General features: G+C 41.0%; 14 protein-coding genes. 11 read left to right on the forward strand and 3 right to left on the reverse strand.

What is annotated here, in order from left to right:
- Positions 1–407 precede the first annotated feature (407 nt).
- Together SWOO_RS25480 and SWOO_RS08510 are read left to right on the forward strand one after the other, a co-directional pair.
- Positions 408–1,562, forward strand: coding sequence for an MBOAT family O-acyltransferase (locus tag SWOO_RS25480; RefSeq protein ID WP_195742878.1), 1,155 nt, complete (start codon positions 408–410; stop codon positions 1,560–1,562).
- Positions 1,534–2,610, forward strand: a complete 1,077-nt coding sequence (locus SWOO_RS08510; RefSeq protein WP_195742879.1) for an SGNH/GDSL hydrolase family protein — start codon at positions 1,534–1,536, stop codon at positions 2,608–2,610. The genes SWOO_RS25480 and SWOO_RS08510 overlap by 29 nt, the downstream gene beginning before the upstream one ends.
- Before the next feature lie 113 nt (positions 2,611–2,723).
- Here the strand turns inward: SWOO_RS08510 and SWOO_RS25485 are convergent, their stop codons facing one another.
- Positions 2,724–4,031 carry a tail fiber domain-containing protein gene (locus SWOO_RS25485; protein ID WP_012324306.1) on the reverse strand — a complete coding sequence of 436 codons (1,308 nt, stop codon included), beginning with the start codon at positions 4,029–4,031 and terminating at the stop codon, positions 2,724–2,726.
- A 53-nt stretch (positions 4,032–4,084) separates the two neighbouring features.
- Positions 4,085–4,567: a hypothetical protein gene (locus tag SWOO_RS08520; protein WP_012324307.1), complete on the reverse strand. Its 483-nt coding sequence runs from the start codon at positions 4,565–4,567 to the stop codon at positions 4,085–4,087.
- Between the two features lie 373 nt (positions 4,568–4,940).
- Between SWOO_RS08520 and SWOO_RS08525 the strand changes: the two genes are divergently transcribed.
- The 8 genes from SWOO_RS08525 (at position 4,941) to rfbD (ending at position 24,006) form a co-directional block, all read left to right on the forward strand.
- Positions 4,941–11,642 carry a DUF7933 domain-containing protein gene (locus SWOO_RS08525; protein WP_012324308.1) on the forward strand — a complete coding sequence of 2,234 codons (6,702 nt, stop codon included), beginning with the start codon at positions 4,941–4,943 and terminating at the stop codon, positions 11,640–11,642.
- Between the two features lie 229 nt (positions 11,643–11,871).
- Complete coding sequence (locus tag SWOO_RS08530) at positions 11,872–15,072, forward strand: CRTAC1 family protein (RefSeq protein ID WP_012324309.1); 3,201 nt, start codon at positions 11,872–11,874, stop codon at positions 15,070–15,072.
- A gap of 191 nt (positions 15,073–15,263) precedes the next feature.
- Positions 15,264–17,546 (forward strand): thioredoxin domain-containing protein, encoded by a 2,283-nt coding sequence (locus SWOO_RS08535; RefSeq protein WP_012324310.1) that lies wholly within the window; start codon positions 15,264–15,266, stop codon positions 17,544–17,546.
- Positions 17,547–17,827: 281 nt separating this feature from the next.
- Positions 17,828–19,756: a polysaccharide biosynthesis protein gene (locus SWOO_RS08540; protein WP_012324311.1), complete on the forward strand. Its 1,929-nt coding sequence runs from the start codon at positions 17,828–17,830 to the stop codon at positions 19,754–19,756.
- Between the two features lie 616 nt (positions 19,757–20,372).
- Positions 20,373–21,251 (forward strand): glucose-1-phosphate thymidylyltransferase RfbA, encoded by an 879-nt coding sequence (gene rfbA, locus SWOO_RS08545; RefSeq protein ID WP_012324312.1) that lies wholly within the window; start codon positions 20,373–20,375, stop codon positions 21,249–21,251.
- A complete protein-coding gene (gene rfbC, locus SWOO_RS08550; RefSeq protein ID WP_012324313.1) occupies positions 21,248–21,796 on the forward strand; it encodes a dTDP-4-dehydrorhamnose 3,5-epimerase in 549 nt (182 codons plus the stop codon). The genes rfbA and rfbC overlap by 4 nt, the downstream gene beginning before the upstream one ends.
- Positions 21,797–21,987: 191 nt before the next feature.
- Positions 21,988–23,079, forward strand: a complete 1,092-nt coding sequence (gene rfbB / locus SWOO_RS08555; RefSeq protein WP_012324314.1) for a dTDP-glucose 4,6-dehydratase — start codon at positions 21,988–21,990, stop codon at positions 23,077–23,079.
- Between the two features lie 9 nt (positions 23,080–23,088).
- A complete protein-coding gene (rfbD, locus tag SWOO_RS08560) occupies positions 23,089–24,006 on the forward strand; it encodes a dTDP-4-dehydrorhamnose reductase (protein ID WP_195742880.1) in 918 nt (305 codons plus the stop codon).
- Positions 24,007–24,093: 87 nt separating this feature from the next.
- Here the strand turns inward: rfbD and SWOO_RS08565 are convergent, their stop codons facing one another.
- Positions 24,094–24,543, reverse strand: a complete 450-nt coding sequence (locus SWOO_RS08565; RefSeq protein ID WP_012324316.1) for an REP-associated tyrosine transposase — start codon at positions 24,541–24,543, stop codon at positions 24,094–24,096.
- Between the two features lie 562 nt (positions 24,544–25,105).
- Between SWOO_RS08565 and cysD the strand changes: the two genes are divergently transcribed.
- Positions 25,106–26,011 (forward strand): sulfate adenylyltransferase subunit CysD, encoded by a 906-nt coding sequence (cysD, locus tag SWOO_RS08570; RefSeq protein WP_012324317.1) that lies wholly within the window; start codon positions 25,106–25,108, stop codon positions 26,009–26,011.
- The last annotated feature ends 75 nt before the right edge of the window (positions 26,012–26,086 follow it).

The raw sequence follows: 26,086 nt of genomic DNA on the forward strand, positions 1-26,086 counted from the left end.
TTCTGAGTTGGTAAAACTCATCGGATCTGAACTATTTGATTAAAATTTAGCACACGGTTTTAAGGTAAAGCTGTTATTGTTAGTTGCTGGTTGTTAATGACGGTGATGATGTTTAAATTAATATTGTGTGGTGATTGCAATTGTCTTTCGTATCGCTTGTCTTTTTGATTTTTATCCCTTTAGTTTTTGTCTGTTATTTTTTCACTCCTCAACGTTATCGATGGGCCTTGTTGTTTCTGGCTAGTTATTTATTTTACGCGTATTGGGATTGGCGATATATTCCTCTATTGTTTGGGTCGTCATTAATTGACTACCTTTGTGCCTTAAAAATGGGGGAGAAGGAAAGTAAGTCAGCGCGAAAGCCTTATCTATGGTTAAGCTTAATGGTTAATTTAGGTATATTATTCGTGTTTAAATATTGGAACTTTTTTGGTTATAGTCTTAGTAGTTTATTGAGTGTGAATTTAGAACTTCACAACCTACTACTCCCTTTAGGCTTGTCTTTCTACACATTACAAACATTAAGCTATATTTTCGATGTTTATTTAGGGAAGATCAAACCTGAAAGGCACTTAGGTCTTTTTTGCCTGTATGTCAGCTTTTTTCCTCAATTGGTAGCTGGTCCAATTGAGCGAAGCAGAACATTATTACCCCAACTGAAATCCTTGGAATTGCCTACTCTTTATCAATTTCGTTATGGTTTACTACTCATTGTCTGGGGCTTTTTTATTAAGCTTGTTATTGCTGATAATTTAAGTGCTAGCATTAATTCGGTTTACTTTGGTAAAGAATACTTTCCCTTTTGGGTTTATTGGTTCATAGGTGCGTTGGTAACGCTAAAAATTTATTGTGACTTTATGGCCTATTCTGAGATCGCACGTGGTGTAGGGATGCTGTTTGGCGTTAAACTTACGTTAAATTTTAGAAGGCCTTTATTCGCAACTAACCTTAGATCTTTTTGGCAACGTTGGCATATTAGTCTAACTCGTTGGATTGGAGATTATATTCAAATTCCTCTTCTAAGACGTTATCCTACTCAACCTCACCGCTCAGTTGTAACGATTATGACCTTGGTTATTATTGGTTTTTGGCATAGTGCTAGCTGGAATTTTATTCTTTTTGGTTTGTTTCATGGCATGGTTATGGTGATATGGAGTCCAATAGCTAAAAATATCAGTATATTATTCGAAGGCAGTTTTGCCTTCTCAAGTATCTTTGGTAGGTTTTTCTTAGCCATTGTTTTAATGTCTAGTGCGCCGATGTTTTATATTCAAGATACTTCAATATTGTTTAATATACTTAAAAATATGTTGTTATTTGATTTATTTGAACCTACTCAAATATCAAGCATTCATGGAAAGGTTATGTTGATTAAGGCTCTTTTCGGATTTATTTTATTATTTTTATATAGTTTTTTCAATGAGTTTAAGCAGCAAGATTTCATAGTTAATTTAGCTAGGTCGTCATCTAATAGACGTTGGTGTGAAATGTTGTTTATTGTCTTTAGTACGTTGTTTTTAGGGAGTTTCGTTCATGAGCCATTCATCTATTTTGAATTTTAGGTATTTGTCTATGTTCACCCTGAAGGCGATACTGGCAACTGTTCTTATCTCTGTGGTAATCAATGGAATGTTATATTTTTTTCAAGACGAACGTAAAGTGACAAATAAGTTGCAATTATTTCATGAGGGAAAAGATGAGTTCACTGCGTTAGCCGTAGGTACTTCACACAGTATAGGGTTTCACTTCCCTTCATTAGGGCAAAAAGGTATTAACTTTTACGATGGCGGGGGAGATATTGAAGAAGTAGTGTTTAAATCTGGTATTATAATGGATCAAGCTGTCAATATTGGTTCTATATTCGTGTCAGTTTCACCAGGAACCTTACACATGTCTCAGAATTATGGGAATAATATCAATCGACAGTTAGTTGTAATAAAAAACCTACCACTTTCCTATGATGTGTTGCTATCTACACCATCTATTGTGTTGCCTAGTTTGTTAGAATTTTTATTTCCTATTCTTGAAGTAAAAAATGAAATTAAAGAGAAAATTGATTTGAGTTTGGCTTCAAGTAAAAATTTAAATGGCTTTTCAACTGACATCAATAGGGCTTGCTTAAAACCTATACTAACAGAGGTTGATAAGGATGCTCTTATACTTGGAGGTTATAAGCTCGTAACATTACTCCCTAATTGTTTGGACTCTTATGCTGCGAACACTGTTACAAGTCACTCTTCACACATTGAATCTACAATTTTAAGCGATGTAAATATGCCCAGTATAAATGTTAGCCGTTTGTCGGGAATGGCAGACGAATTCAAGTTAAGAAAAGTCGAAACACGATTGATCCTTGTCGTACCTCCTCTGACTGTAGAGTACTATGAAGACGAGAGAATTCAAAAGTGGATTTCAGAACATAATAAGCTATTGGCCGAACTGTCCAAACACCCCAACATAGACGTATATGATTTTCATGATTTCTTTCATGATGAGATGGCTGACGGGAGTAATGATTTTTTTTATGATGATGACCATTTGGCCTTACCGGGTGCAATTAAGTTCAGTAAAGCGTTAAAGCAAGCGATGGATGAAAGAGAAGGACGCTAACTAGTGAAGAGCAGATGAACGCTTCGCTCACCGATTACGGAACGCTGACGCTTACGGTAAGATATAAGAACAGTGCCCAAAAGCGTTCATTCAAGAACGCTTTTGGGCATGAATCATCGTTGTTTATTCTGTAGCTGAACAAGGGTATTTTCAAGTTGCTCTATTTTTGAACTCTGTGATTCAACTTTATCCATTAATGCTTTAATTGCAGCTAATGATATACCTGAAGTATCTGTTGGTGAGATATGCTTGTTATCCACACCATAATTAAATAAGGCATAAAACTCTTCAGCCATTGGACCTATATGAGTCACAGTTCCTGCATCACGGATATATGACCAAGAAAAGATATCTAGATCACTCAACATATCTAATATTTTGTTTCCATCAATCAAATTTATGTTGTTTTTGGTTGCGCGGCTTGAACCTGGGCTAATAGTTCCTTGTGCTGTTATATTTCCTCCAACCCAAAGATCGCCTGTTTGCTCAATGTTACCGTTAGCCAATAAGTGCCATGCGTATTTATTTCCTTGTGAAGCAGCATCAACACCGTGATTCATATAGATATCGCCGGTGTTATACATAGCGTAGCCAATGAGTGGGTTGTCTTTATTCAGAATTGTCATTGAATTGCCATACACGTCTGCTACTCCCATTTCCCACTGATCAGTAACTACATCATTTTCATTGAATAATATCTTGGGGTCATTTGTTTTTCTAATTGTTACTTGACCATCAGTGAGCATCAGATCGCCAGATTCAATGTCTAGAGCCGCATCAGGAGTAGCATCACCTAATCCCACATCACCATCATTGGCTACAAATATACTATTTGCTGGTGCACTAGGCTGTATTCTGAAAACTAGGTTACTGCCATTAGTTGCGTCACGGATAAAGAAGTTGGATTCGTTACCGGCGACATCCCAGGTTTGGGGGGTGAAGCCTGAGCTGCCGTCTTGTTCTAGGCGTAGGGTAGGGGTGTTACCGTCTTTGACGTGTACTTGTACGACAGGAGCATTTGTTCCTATCCCTATTCTACTTGCATCATCGACGTATAAAGAGTGGCTACCAGCACCTGCTTCAATGGTGAATGGTGTTTTTGCACCGTCTATATCATCGATTGAGAACTTGTTTAACCCGCCATTGGCACTATCATTGGCTGTGATTTGCCAATCTCGACTTGGGAAGCTGGAAGTTGAACTGGTATCCATAAATCTTATTCTGAGATTATTCTCTTTTAATCTTAATGTATCAAATCCAAAAGATTCACCGTTGACGCAATCCATTCCGGTACAGATACTGCCATCTACGATGAGATCATCGAGTATTACCTGATCGGCTTGTACTGAAGTTGCCATCGACATGGTGATTGCCAGAGTCAATGGTAGTAGTTTAAAAGCTATGTTCGTTTTATTTTTCATTGTAGTTGCCTTTGCTTTTACTCTTATAAAATGAGACTAGAGACGTCCAAGTCTTACTTGCCCAAATTCTCATCGACTATTTCAAAGTTGTTTGTATCTATCTCTTCTGCTTTTTCTAACCCTTCTGAATATTCTTCGTGGACAAACTCACTGTCTTTGACATTAAAGTAACCAGATTTTGTTTCAACTTTTCCTAAGTTTCTCTTTGAACCGCTGCGACCTGTTCTTGGATCGTTAATAGTTTCAACTTTTCCTGGCTGGGCGTACTCTATTTGGTAACTATAGTTACCGTCTTGAGTAATACCTAGTTGGCCAAGATCCAGTTCAGTATCATTTCCTGAGAGTATGAATTGCTTCTCAAAGCCATTTGGCCCAGTGATAGTAATCGTTGCTGTTTCAAATCGTTTCTCAGAGCTCAAAGTACTGATATCTAGTTCTGAGCTACTAGCGACAATTGTTTTAGCTACACTAGTATTAGGTAAAGCTATACTTAACAGAACAGCTAGAAATAAAGGTGTTGCAGAAGGCTTTTTCATATTTCGGTCCTGTTTTATATTATCACGCCTTAATTTTAACTTAAGTATAACAATAGGCAACAAAAACCTTTTTATTCTTGAGTGAGGTAAGACCAGAATTTAGATTCACTACCTATTTATAAATATAAATTCTGAGCTGTATTGTGTTGGTTAGAATATGCGTCATTATATAACTTTTTGAAATAAATGAATTTATTTTTATTTGTTTATTGTGCTCTTTTTTGCCTAAAAACCAATCTAGATAGAAAATATATTTATATTAGGCATATCAAAATACATTTCAGGTGTTATCATTGTGTTTAATAAATGTTTCTCGACTTGTTGTTTATATAAGTTAAATGTCGCGATTTAGGTTTTTATAAAAGGAATTGCTATGAAATACACCTTCAATAAGTTGAAGTCTCTTTTGGATTGTTCAGCTTTAGTTTTTTGTATGGGAGCCACTTTCTTTGGAAGCCAAACTTTCGCGGCGGGTACTGACTTAACTTTGTCTGGGAGTTTTAGCTCGCCTACCATTGCTTCTGGTCATATTAGTACTTTGACCTACACGTTAACTAATACCTCGGGAGCTTCTGCAAGTGATATTGGATTTACAGCCACATTACCCTCTGGTCATTTGATTGCTGAGCAAACTCAAGCATTTTCGAATTGCTCTGATGGTACATTTGCCGCTGTTGGAGGTGACAGTATTTCTACTGCATCAGGTTACCGACTTGGAGCTGGTCAAAGTTGTTCATTCATGTTTAATGTCACTGCTACTGTTAATGGCGCTGCTGCAACTTTAGTAACAGGTCTAACTTCTAGCTTAGGTGCTGGAAGTGATATTTCAACAACGTTGACGGTTGATGACACTCTGTTTACTGCATCGGCTAGTTTTAGCTCTTCTGTGGTGAATTTAGGTGCTATCAATCGCCTCTCACTCTCTTTTTCAAATTTAGGGGGAACGGTCACAAACGGGACGACCAGTGTCGATCTTCCAAGTGGTTTAGAGATCGCTCCCATAGCCAATTTTAGCTCTGACTGCTCACTTGCCTCACTTAATGAACCTTCTGGAAGTAGTACTGTTACCATTAACGGGATCTGGTTGAATTCCGAAGCAACATGTACAGCTGAAGTCGATCTGATTGCAAATAGCGCAGGTATGATGGATCTGGTTTGGGATGATATGTTTGGTACAGTGTCATTTGCCCAAGTTTTTTCAGGTAAACTAGGCACATCCTTTGAGGTCCAAAGACCATTTGCGAATATTAACTTTAATCCTATAACCATCATTCCTGGAGCCAGTGGCAGTCTGGATGTTACTTTGACTAATTTTGATCGCAGTAGCAGTGCAACTGATATTACTTTTTCCTCAGATTTAGATTCTGCTCTCTCTGGGCTTATTGCGACAGGCGGTACCCAAGTTGATGTATGTGGTGCTGGTTCCTCAGTTACTGTCGGTAGCTCCATCAATTTTAGTGGCGGCTCTGTATCGAGTGCATCAAGCTGTAGTTTTTCTATCCCAATACTTGTCCCTAATGGCGCGGCTCAAGGCGCATATACATTAACCACAACTGCAATATCAGCGTCACTTAATGGTGGCACAACGAATTATAGTGATACAAGTAATGCCTTGATTGTATCAAATACTCCAGGCTTAACGATTACGGTACTAGAGAGTGGGGTAACATCTGGTGACGATGTTACTCTGCGTCATACTGTGACAAATATAGACAATACGTATACAGCAACAGGGATTGAGTTTGAGACTGATTTTGTTAATTTAACAGGCGCTGTGATTAAAACATTACCAGCCACAAATGATTGTGGTTCTGGTTCGGCTTTTTCTTCTGTGTACAAGTTTGATGCTTTTACTGCCATGTCTATGACTGCTGGTGAGCTTGCTCCAGGAGCGAGTTGTACATTTGATTTAGTGCTGACTCTACCTTCAGGTATCACAGCTGGTGAATACAACGTTTCTGCTGGTGCAATCTCTGCAACTATTAATAGTCAGGCTGTTGAGTCTGGTACTCCCTCTGCAAGTGAAACTTTTATTGTTGATACTGCACCGTCATTAGTTTTCACTTTTAATGATGAGAGTTTACTTCCTGGTAGTAGTACTAGTATTGATTTTTCTCTTAGCCATGCTTTTGCATCATCTGCGGATGCGACAGGAGTCAGTTTTACCCTTGATCTAGACGGAGTACTGAGTGGTTTAGTGGCATCAAATCTGCCTTCCGAGCCTTGTGGGGCTGGTTCTACTCTCACTGGTTCAGGACTTCTTACCTTCGCAGGAGGTTCGTTATCCCCATCTAGTTCATGCGACTTTTCTGTTGATGTAACGCTTCCTGCTAGCACAGTGGGAGGTTACACATTCACGAGTTCTGTTGTAAGCGCGACCGTATCTGGAAATGCTGTCACATCTCAGATAAATAGTGCTGATATCACCATTAGCGGGCTAAATTTTAGTAAAGCATTTGCGACAAACCCTATACGAGTTGGCGCAACAGGTACTGAAGTTGATATTAACTATTTAATTACCAATGAAGCGGGAGCTGATGATGCGACAGTGATTCAGTTTACTGATAGCTACAATGCAATGGTCGCAGGTACAACAATTACCTCTGCCGATCAAAGTGCATTTTGTGGGGCAAGCTCAGCAACGAGTGGATCAGGTGGGAGTTTTTTAGTCGTCAGTAATGTTGAGGTTGCAAATGGTGAGCAGTGTATCCTGACTGTAACCATTAACTTGCCAAACTCAGCTACATCCGGCTCATATGGTGCTAACACAAGCGGCTTATCAGCAACTGTGGGTGGTAATAATGTTGCGGTTAGCCCTGCGGTAGCAAGTTTAGTTATTAATGAGCTTTCTGTTGTAACTAGTGTAGATGTATCAAGCCCTACATCTGAATCGACTATTAATTATGCCATTGAGTTTTCTAATGCAGTTAATGGCTTTGATGTGACTGATATCAATGCTGTTAATGCAACACTGGCTAATTTTTCAGGTAGTGGAACAAATTATAGTGTTGAAGTCACACCAATAGCTGACGGTGAAGTGATACTCCAGATTGCTTCTGGTGTCGCTGTTGATGCTAATGATGCAACAGTGCCTAATCAAGCTGCAATTGATATTAGTTTTGACTATCAATCTACACCCTTAGTTCCAACTCCTAGTTTGAGCATAAGTGCGCCATCTGCAGTGCTTGCTAATAGTGGCCCAGTGACTTATACGGTAAGTTATCTTGATGTTGAGCAGGTTAATCTGACTGCTAGTGATATTACACTGAATAAAACGGGTAGCGCGAATGCTGATGTTACTATCATCAACGGTGATATGAGCACAGCTACTGTGAGCTTAGATAACTTAAGTGGCGAGGGTTCCTTAGGGATAACAATTGCTGAAGGAAGTGCGAGGTTTAGCACTAATATAGCGCCAGCTGCCGGCCCTAGTAATATTGTCGTTGTAGATGCTGTGGCGCCTAATGTTGTTATAACCGGACCGAATGGTAATCAAACTTCGTCTTTTGTCGTCAATATTGATTTTGATGAGAATATGTCAGGGTTTACGGTTGATGACATTGTTGCTTCAAACGGAACACTTTCAGATTTTCAAACGATTAATGCTGCAAGTTACACTGTTCAAGTTGACGTAACTGGGGAGACTAGTGTTTCAATTGATATTGCTGCAGGTGTCGCAACTGATAGTGCTGGCAATGGTAATACTCAGTCAAATAGTTTCAATGTTAGTTATGACGATGTACAACCATCAGTCACAATTGGTGGACCATCAGGAACCACAGCAACAGCATTTACTGCCACGATAAGTTTTAGCGAACATGTTTCAGGTTTCGATGTTGGGGATATCACAGTCAGTAATGCGGGCTTGAGTAACTTTGTCACTATTGATGCAGCAAATTACTCTGTGCTTGTTACGCCAGTGGTTCAAGCGAATGTTAGTCTAGACATTGCTAATAGTGTTGCTAATGATCTGTCTGGTAATGCTAACTTGGCTGCGTCAAACTTTTCGCTTACATATGACTTTAATGATGCGCCCATTATTTCTGGGGCGCCAGTAACAAGCGTTAATGAAGATTCAAGTTATAGCTTTTCTCCCACATTTAGCGATGCTGATGTCGGGGACACGTTGACCTTTAGTATCGTCAATAAACCGAGTTGGGCAACATTCAGTAGTGTCAATGGTACGCTTGCTGGTACACCAACTAATGATGACGTTGGCTCGACTTCAGATATTGTTATCTCTGTCTCGGATGGGGCTCTATCTGCATCATTGGCTGCATTTAATCTTGAGGTTATCAATACTAATGATGCACCTCTGATTCTAGGTACACCTACAACATCGGTCAATGAAGATGCTAGCTTCAGCTTTACGCCTACTGCATCAGATGTGGATACGGGTGACAGCTTAAGTTTTAGCATTGTTAATAAGCCAAGCTGGGCAACCTTTAGCGCAACAGATGGTACACTTGCGGGCACTCCAACGAATGATGATGTCGGCTCAACTTCAGATATTGTTATCTCTGTCTCGGATGGGGCTCTATCTGCATCATTGGCTGCATTTAATCTTGAAGTGATTAATACGAACGATGCTCCTACCGTATCCGGTATTCCAGCAGCTTCAGTGGATGAAGATGTAAGTTATAGCTTTACTCCAACTGTTGTGGATGTGGATTCGGGTGATAGTTTAAGTTTTAGTATTGTTAATCAGCCAAGCTGGGCAATCTTTAGCTCAACAGACGGTACGCTTGCGGGTACCCCAACGAATGATGATGTTGGCTCGACTTCAGATATTGTTATCTCTGTTTCAGATGGAGCTCTATCCGCATCATTGACTGCATTTAATCTTGAAGTGATTAATACCAATGATGCTCCTGTATTTGAATCTTCTCCTGTACTAGAAGTACCTGCTGGAGGCTTATATTCATACCCACTCTCTGCCTCTGATATTGACCCAACATATCACATTAGCTTTGAGCTAATGAGTGGACCTGAGTGGTTGAGTATAAATAGTGAATTTACTCTCGAGGGGATAGCTCCTGAAGAGAGTGCTGGTGAACAGTTCAATATCGTTGTTGCTCTTAGTGATGGTGATGTTGAATCTCCGGTATTGCAAGAGTATCTGCTAACTATTGTTGAGCCTTCTGTTACTGAGCTTTCTTCACGATTCTATTTCACTCCTGCGCCAGCGACGGCTCAGCAAGAGGTGAGCTTAGTGTTGGAGATAACTAACTCAGGGTTAACTGCAGCTGAGGATGTTATTTTTGAGATAGCTATTAGTGATGAGCTCAGTATCAATACCATCCCAGCTGCTTGTTCTGAGAGCGAGTCGAATAAGCTGGCCTGTCAACTTGATATCGAGATTGAGGCTGGTGGGGCTACTACAACTTTAGTTGCCCTATCAGTTGGGGAGGTTGAATCTGGGTTTACCTCTGCCGATGTGTCTATCTCTGGAGCAAATTTAGGCGGAGTTGTTATTGAAGAGAGTGCGCAACTGCTACTGGCTAATGTATTGTCGGTGCTTCCTGGGGACTCAGTGATTAGTACGCCTTCAAGTGTTGGCTTTACTGTTGATATTAATGGTGACAGCTTTGTCGATTTGTTGAGTTTTGATGCCATGGCTATGAAAACATCGATTCTGACAAATGATGGCAACGGTCAGTTGGTTATATCGTCGAGTTTAGACATGATTCAAGATGTGAAATCTATGCTTGTTGCCGATATTAACGGCGATGGTGCATTAGATTTGCTTACCGCTGGCGGAAGTGATGCAGATAGTGTTGCTTACCTTCTTAATGGTGAGCAAGAGTTATCATCTTATGTGGTGATGGATGCAGTTAGTGCAGACTTTATCTTAGTAGCCGATCTGCTTAATGATACAGCTGTTGAGGTTGTGCTTGCTGGTTTGTCTCAAGCTGATGTCGCAATCTATTCAGGTTTTGGCACTGACACTCAAGATAGTTTGAGTATTACCGTATCGAACCTCTTTAATTTGCCGCAACCAAATGCATTAGTGGCTTCGGCTCAAAATGGTCAAGAACTAAAAGAGATCGATAGCAACAAAATTTCAGTCTCTGCTTCGAATTCGAGTCTCGATACAGCTGTGACTTCACTGAGTGTTGTTCAAATCAGCGAAGGTGTTCGCCTCCTTGCCTCTGGTGATGTTAGTGCGCCTATATTGGTTAATTTAGGAGATTGGACAACCGATACAGTGCCAGCTATTACAACGCCTGTAGAGAAGATGCAGCTTGTTGATGTGAATGGTGATGATATTGCTGATGCCTTTATCTATAACGATAAGGGATGGAGCTTAATCACTAGCGTGTTTGAAACTGATGCTATGGCGAGCGATGTTCAGCTCCCTGATGCCAAATATATTGTTGTTAGCGATCTTAATAATGACGGTGTTAGCGAGATCTTATTTATTATGCCTCAAGGGGTAAGCATCTGGCATTATTATGGGCTTAATGATATTCGTGTTGATGCCGCTGCTATTGTGACTGAGGAGCTAGGTCAGTTAGCCTTAATGGATATTGATAACGATGGTGATCTGGACATAGTAACATTTGATGGACAGAAGGGAGTGTCCCTTTGGTATATGAACTTAGCCGGAGGCTTTGGTGAGCAAGAGATTGATCTTACCGTTTTTGCTCAAGCTCCTAACTTCCCACAAGTTGATCAGGCAGGTCCTATATCCTTTAGCATCCTCAATCAGTCGAGCGGTGATGCAACTGATGTTAGGTTAGTGATCACCCCTTCTAGCGGCGTAAACTTAAGCCAACTCGCTAGAGGCTGCTCTGCTGAAGGTGACAAAGTGCTGTGCCTAGTGGGAGGGTTAGCTGCCGGCGAGCGAGCTGAGTTGACCGTCTGGGTGAGTGCGAATTCAGCTGGTGAGTACAGTGTTGATGGTCTTGTTTCTGCTACTCAATTTGATGTCAATGAGGAGAATGATAAGGTGACTGTTATGTTGAATTTGCCCGAGCCAGCTTCATCGAGCAGTGATGCGGGGGCGACCTCAATCATGTGTACGATATGGTTATTGATGTTGCTAGCTTATCGTCGACGTCAATTTAGTTAAAGTAAGTAGCCGACATTACTTGGTAATGTCGGCTTTTTGACTTTATAGGGATTGATGCATATGCAGGCGGTTATCTAGAGCTCCGTTATTGCTGATACCTATTAGGGTCATTTACCGTAGCAACTTTTTCAGTAACTCTATTGCAGTAACTTTTTACTGTAACTTTGTAAAGATTCAATTATAAAAATAAAAGAATAATATGCCGACAATATCGGCAAGGGAGAGAATAATGCGAGATTTTAGCTATAGATCTACATCTGTTGTTAGCTTAAGTGATCGTTTGATACCTCGTTGTTTTAGTTTGTGTCGTTTCACCTTAAGCGCTGTTTGTATTAGCGTCCTTTCTTCATCGGTTTTTGCCAATGAGTTACCACAAAAGCCTCATCTTGATGATGGCATTTTACGCTTAATGGGTAAGTTAGAGTCAGCTAAAGATCCTAAGTGTCATGCTACAGCAACTCGTCTCGAGGGATTAATATACGGCACTCCTCTCACCGAAGATGCTCGCTATATAAAAACTGAGTTTCAGAAAAGACTTGTGAGAGACATCTGGCAGCTTGCGGCGACTGAAAACCCTGATTTGGATCCTTTAGATGAGGAGTCTGTGCTAAAAGCGGCCGATTCACTTTTTAACACCCAGCATGTTGAGTTAGGGACGCAAACAGCCACTAGAGTAACTGTAGAAAAGTTAAATGCTGATATTACAGATCGAGATCAGGAGCACTATGGCTCAATCGCCTATACGCTAAGGGCGATGTTAGCTGTGCAGCAAGATGTGCTACTTGATTTTGATGCTGAGCTTCCTGAGCTGAGCGATGCTGCCGCAGAGTTACTCACTCAGAAGGTAGATCTGTTAACTCTGATGTTGCTTAAAATGTCGGATGAGCAAGCCAGAACTGCCGATGAATATGAAATATCGGCAAGCCAGGTTCAACAGGTGTGGCAGTCAATTTTCCCTAAACAGTTTATTAAAGACGCTAATTCGCAGCGAGTTGCTGGCAGCGAAAGTGCAAAGGCTGCCAGCTCTTCAGGTTTGTTGATGCAATTAATTGAGCAAAAAATTGCAGCATTTTCAGAGTACAATGATGTTAATCAAACTCTGTTTGCCCGTAACCTTCAAGTCTATTTTGCTAAACTTGCCCTCCCTAAAGATGCAGCGAAAGCTTCTGAGTTCAAACAATATTTTACTGAAGCTATGATTGCTTTCTCTGGAACTCTGTATCTGGATGCTCAGTCAAGAGTGCAAGGTGAGATAACCATTGGTGAAGCTGAAGTTGCAGCTGCATTGCAGTCACTTTTGCCTCACAAGGTTAATGAATATGAAGATGTGATCTTCTATCCAAACTATCCGAAAGAGAAACAGGTGAGTATCGAATCTTATGATATGGACTCATTTCGTGATTCTGGCCTGCACTGGTTATACCTTAAAGAGGCTTTGGTCGATGCAAAGTCATTAGTCAAACTTGAGGCCGACCCTTTTGCCGCTGAGCTATTAAGTGAAGCGATCGCTCACTATGGCGTACTTCTATTAAGGAACACTGGCATAGAAGGGAAGCGATTAAAACAGACTGAGTTAAGTGCTCAATTGGTGGCTCAAAGCTATGAACTTATCATGGCAGATGTTCAGGCTTATAAAATCTATAAACCTGACGTTGTGAAAACAACGGGGATTATCTCTGCTGGCGGCAATGGGGCTAAATCAGAGATCCGTTACTTTAAAAATGTCACCTTGGATAAATCGTTTAAGGCTGAACACAGATCATCCGACTGGTTAAGCCGTCAGTTAAGAAGCTACCTAAGTAAAGATGCACAAACTGGTATTATCACCATTCCTCCCGCTTTTGGTGGTGGAGGTATTGCTGCTGAAGATATCAACGGTGATGGACTTATCGATCTGCTGGTATTAAGTGGCTTGGGTAATAAGCTGTATCTTAACAAAGGCGATAAGTTTGAAGATATCACCACTGTGTCAGGATTAAGTAACATTAGTCAGCGCAAGGGAAGTCATGACAGTGCTGGGGAGCCGCGACAGCCATTAATTGCGGACTTTGATAATGATGGTGATCAAGACATTATTATCACCTATGTCGATGAAGCTCACCGTGTATACCGTAATGAGGGAGAGCTTAAGTTTACTGAAGTCACTGACATTGCCAAACTTGGGGGAGAAGGGTTAGTTGGTGGACCCGCAACAACTTTTGATGTCAATAATGATGGTTTGTTAGATCTCTATATTCAGTACTTCGGCAATTACCTTAAGGGGGATTTACCTACGTTAAAAAGGCGCAATGAAAATGGTGGAGTCAATGTGCTTTTTATCAACCAAGGGGATTTTAAATTTGCTCAAGCAAAAGAGGCGTTAGGGGCTAATAACTCTGGTTGGGGTCAGGCTGTCACTCATACAGACTTGAATATGGATGGCTGGCAAGATCTGATTGTAGGTAATGACTTTGGCGTAAATGCTTATTATATCAATAAGCATGGTAAAGAGTTTGTTGATTATGCGGCAAAGATTGGCACGTCTAAACCCTCATATACCATGAGCTTAGGCTTGAGCGATCTCAATCGTGATGGTGTTGCTGATGTTTATGTCTCCAACATTGTAACAATGAATAAAGATCAAAAATATGTACTGCCTAGTGAAGACACTACCGCTGAATTTAACCCCGATAAGCTTGCCAACATGCGAGTGGTTGAAGGTAACGATCTATTTTTATCAACCTTAAGTGAAAAGGGGAGCCTTCAATATCAACACAGTGACCTGATTGGTCGAGGGGCTTCATCCACCGGCTGGGCATGGGATGCTGATTTCTTTGATGTCGATAATGACGGTGATGAAGACCTTTATGTTCTAAATGGCATGAACGACTATTACGTTTACTCCACTGATAACCCCTATTATACCGACCCTATGACAGGTGAAAGCCTAGATGTGAACTTTCCTGATGCCGCTAAGGCCAGTAACGTTTTCTTCCTCAATGCCAATGGAAAGCTTTCGAATGTGTCGGCGATGAGCGGTTTGGATATCGTCGCCAATTCACGCTCTGCAGCGTATCTTGATTTCGACAATGACGGCGATTTAGATTTGGCGCTGAATAACTACCATGACACGGCACAGCTTTTTGAAAATCAGGCACAGACACTGAACAACAATTGGATAAAGATAACCCTTAAAGGTTCACCTAAACACGGTGTTAATCTCGATGGAATTGGGGCTCAGGTGATTCTGGGTTATGGCGAGGATGGCTACAGTTGGCGACAAGTGAGTGGCAGCCAAGGTTATATGTCAGTCCACCCTAAGCAGCAACACATAGGTTTAGGTAAGGCAACGACTGCTAGAGTGTTGATTATCTGGCCAAATGGTCAGAGACAGAGCTTTGATAATGTGCAGGCAAACAAAAGTTATACGATAGAGTATCCAGAGAAGTGATGTAAGAGCAGGGGCGACACTCGAAAACGTCATCCTGAACTCGTTTCAGGATCCAGCTCTTCTTTAATTTATAATATTAGCCAGATGCTTATATGCTTTTCGACACTCGACACTCGACACTCGCTATTTAATGCGCGTTTAACGTCATCCTGAACTTGTTTCAGGATCCAGCTTTTGATGGAAAGATTTTGATGTTTTTTAGAACTTATATTTTATTTATTTTCTGTATTTTTGTGCAGTTTTATCCTCAAGTAGAGGCTACTGAAGTTAACATATCAACATCTATTGAGCCCGAGTTGAGCGCAGCTTTTCAAGCCCGTACAGCTTGGCTTGAAGATAGGAAGGTAATAAAAGGCAATAGCTCATCACCTCAATTTATCAATCAATTAATTCTCTCCGATTCACCTTACTTGCTTAGTCACTCTCTTCAGCCTGTAGACTGGATTGAGTGGGAACCTGAGTTTGAGTCAGGTTTTCAAAGTAACGGCCAATTGATCTTCATCTCAATTGGCTATTCAACTTGTCACTGGTGCCATGTCATGGCAGAGGAGAGCTTTGCTGACCGAGAGATTGCAGAGCACCTTAATAGCTCCTATATCAACATTAAAGTCGATAGAGAGCAGTGGCCTTTGGTAGATGAGCGATTTAAATCTGCTTTAGAGTTACTAAAAGGGGAGGCGGGCTGGCCCCTTAATGTGATATTAACGCCTGAAGGTCAAGTTATCTGGATAGACTCCTACCTAAGCAAAGCTAAATTTTCTAAAGTCATAAGAGGTTTAGCTAACCGCTGGCATAACAAGCCAGAGGCAATAAAGAGTTTAGCCGCACGTATAGATAAAAAATTGAAAGCTGAACTAGGTATCGGTAATGAGCAATCGATGGGGAAAACACTATCTAAGAGCGAGTGGCGCGCTTTACTTCCAAAGATGCACCAGAATATTCATAACTCACTGATTGCTGAACAAGGTAGTTCTGGTCCAAGGTTTTTTCGTGCTTATTGGGCGCTTGGGTTACTTGATGAATATTTGAGAAGCGGAGATAAAAAGCTTCTAATGACGGTAGAGTCACACCTCGATATCATTTTGTTAAGTCCAGTCTATGACATGGTTGAAGGTGGTTTTCATCGATACGCTGTTGATGGTGATTGGCAAGTTCCCCACTTTGAAAAAATGCTCTATACCCAAGCTAATATGATACGAGTGTTGGCTAAAGCTTATGGGTTAACAGGTAAGGGTCACTACAGTATTGCGATGGAGCAAACATCAGATTGGGTAGAGACATGGCTTAAAAATGATTTTGGTTATTCATCAGCAGTCTCTGCGCTATCTGAAGGCGAGGAGGGGAAGTATTATCTAAGGGCAGCGGATACAGGCAGCCAAGAAGTTGGTGAGCAGTTAGTATCAATTGATAACCTGACACGTGACTGGCGCGATTCTAAAACCTTTCAACAGCTTAATGAGAGTCGAGCAAATAGGATAAAACCTCTGATCGATGAGAAGGTGATTGTCAGTTGGAATAGCCTCTATGCTGTCTCATTACTGGAGGCGTATGAGGTGACTCAGGAGAAGAAGTTCTTAGACAGAGCAAACTTACTACTCGATTCACTTTGGCTTAATGCTAGAAAAGATAATCAACTCAATCGTATTTTGTTTCATGGGCGAGCTTCAATTCCTGCGCAAATGGAAGATTATGCTTGGTTTGCTACTGCACTACTTAAACTCTCTTTCTACCAAGCATGGGCTGATGAAGAGTTCGAAAATGTAACCAAAGAAAAAGCCCTCAAAAAAAACATAGAGAAGAGTATAGAAACCGCTACTCAGCGAGCTGTTTGGTTACTCGATAGACTTGGGAATAAAGTAGAAGGTGGGAAGGGAGATAAGTTAACCAATCTAACTTTAGATGGCGAGTTACCCTCGACCTATGCAGCAGCGTTTGGCGCCATAACGAATGGAAGGCAGATGATTGGTAAGCGGGAGTATAAAGTTTGGCTTAATAGGTTAACTCGTTTCTTTAACCCTAAGCCACAATCGATTATCTCTCAATACAGCTTCGTTACCCTGATGGCTGATAAAGTAAAAAAAGTTAATGTCAACCAAGCGGTATTTGCCAAGGGGCATGGAAAAGTAACCCTAGAGCAAAAACAGGGAAAGCTAAGTCTGCTGTTTGATATGGAGCCCGGCTGGCATGTTAATGCTAATCCAGCCTCAAGTGAGAAATATATTGCTACTCAAGTGAGTATGGCTGACCTAGGGGATGTTGAAGTGAAGGGAGAAAGCTTCAAGGTAAATTACCCTGAAGCAACCCATAAAAAGCTAGGTTTTAACGATGAATCATTGGCTCTGTATGAGGGAATATTTGAAATTGAACTTAGAGATATAGTCGATAACAGTTCACCTCAGAAAGTTAACATTCGAATCCAAGCATGCTCAGACAGCCTTTGTTTACTGCCTGAGGATATTTTCTTTTTTCAATAGGAAATATTTTTATTGCATTAGAGCTTAATATTGAAAGTGTTCTTTTGGCATTAGTGGAGAAGTGTGAATGCTTGGTTTTTGATGGTTCTTTGTTGTGGGGTAGTTGTGTATTGGTTGCTGAATTGTGGTTTGTAATTGGCCTTTGATTCTTATAAAGCTCTAAGACTAATAACTGAGGCGCAGTATTGTTAAAGTGTGCTAAAATCAACGCCACTGCATTCTATCATTATATATTTTTGAGTTGTTGTATTATGTCGAGCTTTTTTACTCTGGAGCGGAAAATGGATTTTTTTCAGGTGTTATTCTCTTTAAATCGAACTTATAAGCGATTAGTTAGTGTTGGAATCGATACTGTTTGTTTGCTGGCTTCATTTTGGTTGGCGCTAATGGTTCGGACTGATTCAGTTACCGCTTTTGGCAATCAAGGGTACTGGCTTCTTATTGGCTTAGTTTGGCCTATTAGTATCATTGCTTTTATGAAGTTGGGTCTATATCGAGCGGTACTTAGGTATTTAAGTCTTCAAGCATTAACCGCTATCTTGTTAGGTGTACTGATATCTACAGTTAGTCTGGTGTTTATCTCATACTTTGCCAATTTAGGCTTACCTCGTACAGTTCCCGTTATTTATGCTGCTTTTGCTTTAGTCTTGATTGGGGGCTCAAGAGGGGTGATACGAGCCGCTGTTGGTTCAGGAATGAAGCGGGAAGGTGAACCAGTTATTATCTATGGCGCAGGCGTTAGCGGCAGGCAACTCGTCACTGCTTTAGTTCAAAGTCACGAATACTATCCTTTTGCTTTTGTTGATGATGATGTGACAACCCATGGCAGTGTTATTCAAGGTGTGCATGTTCACTCTCCTTCGATAGTGCGTAAGCTGATAAAGCAAAAGCAGGCGACTAAGGTGCTGCTTGCTATTCCAAGTGCCTCTCGTCAGAGAAGAAAAGAGATTTTACTCTCTCTTGAACCTTTAGCTGTCCAAGTTTTAACACTGCCTGCAATGGCTGATTTGGTAAGCGGCAATAAGCTTTATAGCGACATTAAAGAGGTGGAGATAGATGATCTGTTGGGTCGCGATGCCGTTTCCCCAAGAGAAGACTTACTCAAAGATAATATTACAGACAAAGTCGTGATGGTCACAGGAGCTGGTGGCTCTATTGGTTCTGAGCTTTGTCGTCAGATATTGAAGCAAAGGCCCAGTAAACTTGTTCTGTTTGAGCTGTCAGAGTTTGGTTTGTACTCAATAGAGAAAGAGCTATCTGCAACGGCTATAGAGAATGGGCTTGATGTTGAGATATTTCCAATGCTTGGCTCTGTGCAGAGAGAGAATCGTGTTCAGGCCGTAATGGAGTCATTTCAAGTTCAGACTGTATATCATGCAGCAGCGTACAAACATGTGCCTTTAGTCGAACATAATGTGGTCGAAGGCGTACGTAATAACGTATTTGGTACCATGTATACTGCTCGTGCTGCCATTGCTGCTAAAGTCGAAACATTTGTACTTATCTCAACGGATAAGGCGGTACGTCCAACAAATGTGATGGGAACAACAAAGCGTATGGCGGAGTTATCCTTACAAGCTTTAGCCAAGGAGTCTCATGCTACTCGTTTTTGTATGGTGCGATTTGGTAATGTTTTAGGTTCATCTGGCTCTGTCGTACCTCTGTTTAGAAAACAGATTGCATCTGGCGGGCCTGTTACCGTTACTCACCCGGAAATTACTCGCTTTTTTATGACCATTCCAGAAGCTTCGCAACTTGTTATTCAAGCTGGCGCTATGGGGAAAGGTGGAGATGTCTTTGTTTTGGATATGGGGGAGTCTGTAAAAATTGTAGACTTAGCGGCTAAGATGATTCGTTTAAGTGGTTTTGAAGTTCAAGACTCTATCAACCCTGATGGTGATATCTCTATTGAGTTTAGTGGGTTGCGGCCTGGTGAAAAACTGTATGAAGAGTTGCTAATAGGTGATGATGTTACCGGTACAGAGCATGAGCGGATCATGACAGCCAATGAAGCCTATCTTTCTTGGGATGAGCTAGAAGTTATTTTGAGTAAGCTTGATATGGCATGTCATGAATTTAACCATGAAGTTATTCGGGAAATTTTGTTAACAACGCCTACAGGTTTTAATCCAACGGATGGCATCTGCGATCTGGTTTGGAAAGTGAAGAATGAGCAGCAAGGCACAAAAGTTGTGTCATTAGTATCTTAATATCTTAACTCTATTCAAATACTCTAAACGGTTCCCTTTTATTTATAAGGGAGCTGTTTCTGTTTTTATTTAAGAATCTGTACTAAGTGAAAAGCGGTAAGTCGCTAAGGCTGATGGAAAGGTCTGTGGTGGTACTGAGTGCTGTACTTACGGGTTAAACAAGTTTCTATTGTAGGTCGGCATTTATGCCATCGACCTTGTTTGTTGTGTTGATTGAGTTTGATGGGCTAAAGCCCAACCTACAGGGGAGATAGAGAAGGACTGGGTCCTGCTTTGTATTTTACCGTGAGTGAGGCACGAACGTTCCGTCATCTGAAAGCGCAGCGTTCGTTCTAGCTTTTGATTTCCTAGTAGGCTGGAGGCCGCTCTCGCAGTGAGCTGGTGAACGCCCTAGCAAGGAGTCTGCGACTGCCCTAGAAGATGACGCAGTCATTGCTCCTCATCTGACTTTATCGCAAAGAGCTTGCGACAGTCCTCGAAGCTGACGAAGTCCGTGCTTCTCTTTAAGAGCATGTCAGAGTAAAATCATCTCCTTTGGACAGAAGTAAGCTCCACTTCATCTGCTTGGTAGCTTTTCGAATCCAAGTATTCAACTATTTTTCATTTTAGAGGCGTGATGAAAGGCATTATTTTGGCTGGTGGAACCGGCACGCGTTTGTATCCGCTCACTAAAGTAGTTAGTAAACAGTTACTGCCTATCTATGATAAGCCGATGATCTATTATCCCCTTGCAACCTTAATGAGTGCGGGTATTAGGGATATTTTGATCATTACGACCCCTGATGATATAGAGAGTTTTAAATCTTTATTGGGGACAGGTTCAGACTGGGGGGTGAGTATTGAATATCAGATACAAGTATCCCCTGATGGTTTAGCTCAAGCTTTTTTACTGGGTGAGTCTTTTATTGGTGATGATAGCGTGGCACTTATATTAGGTGATAACCTGTTTTATGGTCATGATCTGATAAAATCCCTTAAGCGTGCTGCCAAGGGCAAAGTTGGCGCAACGGTATTTGGTTATCATGTCTCAAACCCTTGTGATTATGGCGTTGTCGAGTTTGATAATGAAAATCGTGTTATCTCAATCGAGGAGAAGCCTCAATCGCCTAAGTCTAATTATGCGATTCCTGGGATCTATTTTTTTGATAATAAAGTCATTGATTTTGCTAAAAAGGTTACTCCTTCAGACAGAGGGGAGTTAGAGATCACAGAGGTGATCGGTCAGTATTTAGCTGCAGGTTTTCTGAATGTGGAGATCATGGGTAGAGGGACTGCTTGGTTAGATACAGGCACTTACGATAGCCTGTTACAGGCGGCTCAGTTTATTGAAACTATCGATAAACGCCAGGGGTTAAAGGTTAATTGTCCAGAAGAGATGGCTTATCGTATGGGTTATATCGATGATAAACAGTTATTGGCTTTAGCAGAGCCTTTACGTAAAAGTGGCTACGGTGAGTACCTGATTAGTATTCTGTCTCAGAGAGTTTTTTCATGAAGGTTATATCCACACCAATCAGCGATGTAAAGATATTAGCTCCGCAAGTATTTACTGATGAGCGAGGCTCTTTTCATGAAATCTTTCGTGATGATTGGTTTATAGAGCATGTTGCTGATGTTCGCTTTGTTCAAGAAAATCAGAGCTCGTCTAAACAGAGTACGTTACGCGGCTTGCATTATCAGACTGCGCAGACGCAGGGGAAACTAATCCGCGTTATCTCTGGTGAGGTGTTTGATGTAGTGGTTGATTTGAGGCGTTCAAGTCCAACTTTTGGTCACTGTTTTTCGACAACTCTTTCAGCTAATAACAAACATCAACTTTGGGTGCCAATTGGATTTGCTCACGGGTTTTATGTAACTTCTGAGTCCGCAGAGTTAGTATATAAGTGCACCGATTATTATGCGCCACAATTTGAATGTTCCATACTATGGAATGATCCTGAACTAGCGATTGATTGGCCAATCGCTAGTGACTGTAATCCGCTGCTTTCTGAAAAAGATAGAAAGGGAGTATTGTTCCAAGATGCTTTTGTTTTTGAGTGATATAGCTGGCAAAAGTCTGAGAGGGCTGTGTATTGTAGGTCGGTATTTATGCCGTCAGTTATTATGTTTGCGATTAGTTGTTGATGGGCTGAAGCCCAACCTACAGGGGCGCAAAGAAGAGCGTTGAAATCAAAGCTTGCTACTCTTTTTATCGCGAAATAGTGTTCAGTGTAGGGGAAATGAGAGAATAGATGAGTAAAACCATATTGGTGACAGGTGGGGCTGGTTTTATTGGAGCGGCGCTCATTCGTTTTTTAATTAATGAAACTGATAATAGGGTTATTAACTTAGACAAACTAACCTATGCTGGTAACCTGCTTTCACTTAAAGATATTGAAGGGGATGAGCGTTATCATTTTATTCATGGTGATATCTGCGACAAAACTCTGGTCTGTCAAACGTTAAAGCATTTTCAACCTGACTTTATTATGAACTTAGCGGCAGAGAGTCATGTTGACCGCTCCATAGAGGGTCCGTCTGCATTTATTGAAACCAATATCTTAGGAACCTTTAGCTTGCTGGAAGCGGCAAGAAGCTATTGTTTAACTTTATCAGATGAAAAACGTCATGGTTTTCGATTCCATCATATCTCTACCGATGAGGTGTATGGTGAATTAGGAGATACAGGGTATTTCACAGAAGAGAGTCCTTACTTGCCCAGTTCGCCATACTCGGCGAGTAAGGCTGCATCTGATCACTTAGTGCGAGCATGGAGCCGGACCTATAACCTTCCTGTTGTATTAACGAACTGCTCTAATAACTATGGTGCCTATCAGTATCCAGAAAAGCTTATCCCCTTAGTGATAATGAATGCGTTGAGTGGCAAGCCTATCCCTATATATGGTGACGGTAAGCAGATTAGAGACTGGCTGTATGTCGATGACCATGTTCGTGCTCTATATTGTGTTGTGACAAAAGGAGAGGTGGGTGAGACTTATAATATTGGCGGGTGTAATGAAAAAACTAATTTGGAGGTGGTTACCGCTATTTGTGAACTGCTTGAAGAGTTGGCTCTAACTAACGCCTATTCCAGTAATGAAATAGATGGAGGGTTTTCGAGTTTAATCACCTATGTAACTGATAGACCTGGTCATGATACTCGTTATGCTATCGATGCTGGGAAAATAGCACGGGAGTTAAATTGGCAGCCAATGGAGTCTTTTAATTCAGGTTTGAGAAAAACGGTTATCTGGTATTTAGAAAATCAAGCCTGGTGCCAATCGATTCTATCTAAACCTCAAAACAAACCATTTTCACAAAATAAGCCATCTGAAGCTGATTGAGATATGAGTATGGACAGTGTCAATTTAGCCTCTGATAAGCGTTTACACAGTAGAAAACACGTAAAAGTACTAGTAATCGGAAAACATGGTCAGCTGGCTCTAGAGTTAGCTGATACAGTGCCTACTGATGTTGAACTGACCTGCCTTAGTCGAACTGAAATCGATCTTACAGAGCCATCAGACATAAACCGAGTTATCTCAACTATCAAGCCGAATATCATTATTAATGTGTCAGGTTTTACCGATGTCGAGGCCGCTGAGTCATCTTATGAAAATGCATATGCATTAAATGGGAAAGCGGTGGATAACATCGCTTCTGCAGCATTTAATGCGAAGGTGAGGTTTATCCATATTTCAACAGACTTTATTTTTGATGGTAGCTCTCAAAGGCCTTATACAGTGGATGACAAGCCCAATCCTATTAATGTCTATGGCCAGTCAAAATTAGCTGGAGAGGTGGCAATAGCCAAGTATCACTCAGATAACTTTACTATTGTACGTACCTCTTGGCTCTACTCTCGCTTTGGGAAGAACTTTGTAAAAACGATGCTCAACTTGATGTCAGAGAAAGAGCAGCTAAATATAGTTAACGATCAATTGGGCTCTCCAACTCATGCAAAGGGGCTAGCTCATTTTTTATGGTGTTTGATCAAGCTAGAAAAGTGGCAAGCTATCTATCATTGGAGTGATCTAGGCATTACCTCTTGGTATGAGTTTGCCATAGCTATTCAAGAACTTGGTATTAAACATGGTTTATTGCAATACCAGATCCCAATTAAACCAATACTCTCTGTTAATTATCCAAGCCTAGCTAAACGCCCTTCATTTAGCGCTTTAGATTGTACGGCATCACAAATGATCTTAACTGGTAAAGCTTGGCAAGATGAGTTAACCGATTTTATTAAAGCATTAAAGCCTACCTCGTAGATTGGGCTTGAGTCCATCGCAGCTCATCATTTATATATTTTAGCTGACGGCATAAATGCCGACCTACATAGGTTTTAATGAAATTTTCTACAAGTAAACAGAATTCCAATATGGGTAATTTCCTATATTTTTGACTAGATTTTTTCTTAATGGGTTAGCCACTATGTATCGGCTAATGCTTTTTCTGTCGTCATCATAACGTAAAGCTCGGTCATAAAATGATGATTGCCACAGCTTGCAGCTTGATTTTAACTCTTTATTGATAGCAAAACTGCTGGCTCCTTTAAGTGTCCCTACAATCTTTGATAATTCTGAATCATTACCCAAATGTAATAGTCCATGGAAGTGATCTGGCATCAACACCCAAGTTAGCCATATGCAATTATGCTGATGTTCACTCATTGCTATTTGCGAGCAGAATATGGATGCAATGCGGAAATCATTGAAATATGTTTGCTTGTTCTGTGTGTTGAAAGTAATAAAATATTCACCTTGCTCTTGTGAAAACCGACCTTTACGCAAGTCATTCCATGACATAGTTGCTCCTTATATTTTAGCTGACGGCATAAATGCCGACCTACACAGATTGTAGATTGGACTTGAGCCCATCACACCTATCATTCATATATTTAGCTGACGGCATAAATGCCGACCTACACAGATTGTAGGTTGGGCTTGAGCCCATCACACCTATCATTCATGTATTTAATCAGACGGCATAAATGCCGACCTACATAGGATGTAGGTTGGGCTTGAGCCCATCACACCTATCATTCATGTATTTAATCAGAAGGCATAAATGTCGACCTACATAGGATGTAGGTTGGGCTTGAGCCCATCACACCTATCATTCATGTATTTAATCAGAAGGCATAAATGTCGACCTACACAGATTGTAGGTTGGGCTTTAGCCCATCAATATCCATGGCATTAGTCTTCCTAGCTCTATTGAGAATTTTATATTCCTTTTCGGTATAGAGTTCTTCTCTTTAATAACTTTTAATATTGTTTCCTGCTGTTATTATCAAATCCATAAAGTGATGAATCTTAAATTTACCTCTGTTCAGACTGAATAGATAAGGGCCATACGGAAATCCATATGTCGACACATCAAACTCATCTTAAGCAGCTTGAAGCTGAATCGATTCAAATTATGCGTGAAGTTGCCGCTGAATTTGATAATCCTGTGATGCTTTATTCGGTTGGTAAAGATTCTTCGGTTCTACTGCATCTTGCTCGTAAAGCATTCTACCCAGGTAAAATTCCATTTCCTTTGATGCACGTTGATACTAATTGGAAATTCAAGGAGATGATTGAGTTTCGAGACCAAATGGCTGAGAAGCACGGTTTCGATCTTATCGTCCATAAAAACCCTCGTGGTTTAGAGATGAATATCAGTCCCTTTACCCATGGCAGCGCTAAGCATACCGATATCATGAAGACTGAAGGGCTTAAGCAAGCGCTTGATGCTCATGGTTTTGACGCAGCATTTGGTGGTGCACGTCGTGATGAGGAGAAATCCCGTGCTAAGGAGCGTGTTTACTCGTTCCGCGATAATAAACACAGATGGGATCCAAAAAACCAACGTCCTGAGCTGTGGAACATCTATAACGGCAAAGTGGATAAGGGCGAAAGTATTCGTGTGTTCCCGCTATCGAACTGGACTGAGCTCGATATTTGGCAATATATCTACCTAGAAGGGATTGAGATCCCCTCTCTGTACTTGGCAACTGAGCGACCTGTGGTCGAGCGTGATGGCACTTTGATCATGGTTGATGACGAGCGTATGCCACTCGAAGCTGATGAAGATGTGCAAAATAAGATGGTCCGTTTTAGAACATTAGGTTGTTATCCACTGACTGGCGCGGTTGAGTCACAAGCACAAACGCTGCCAGAAATTATCCAAGAGATGCTGCTCTGTACGACTTCTGAACGCCAAGGTCGCGTGATTGATAACGACTCTGCTGGTTCGATGGAAAAGAAAAAAATAGAAGGATACTTTTAAAGTTGAGAAGCGATTTTAAAAGTAAGACTGGCTTGCGCCAGAAAAGGCATTCTTGTGTTAAGAGAGCAGCGTAGA

This window comes from Shewanella woodyi ATCC 51908 (assembly GCF_000019525.1).
In the GTDB taxonomy this organism is placed as follows: Bacteria; Pseudomonadota; Gammaproteobacteria; order Enterobacterales; family Shewanellaceae; genus Shewanella; species Shewanella woodyi.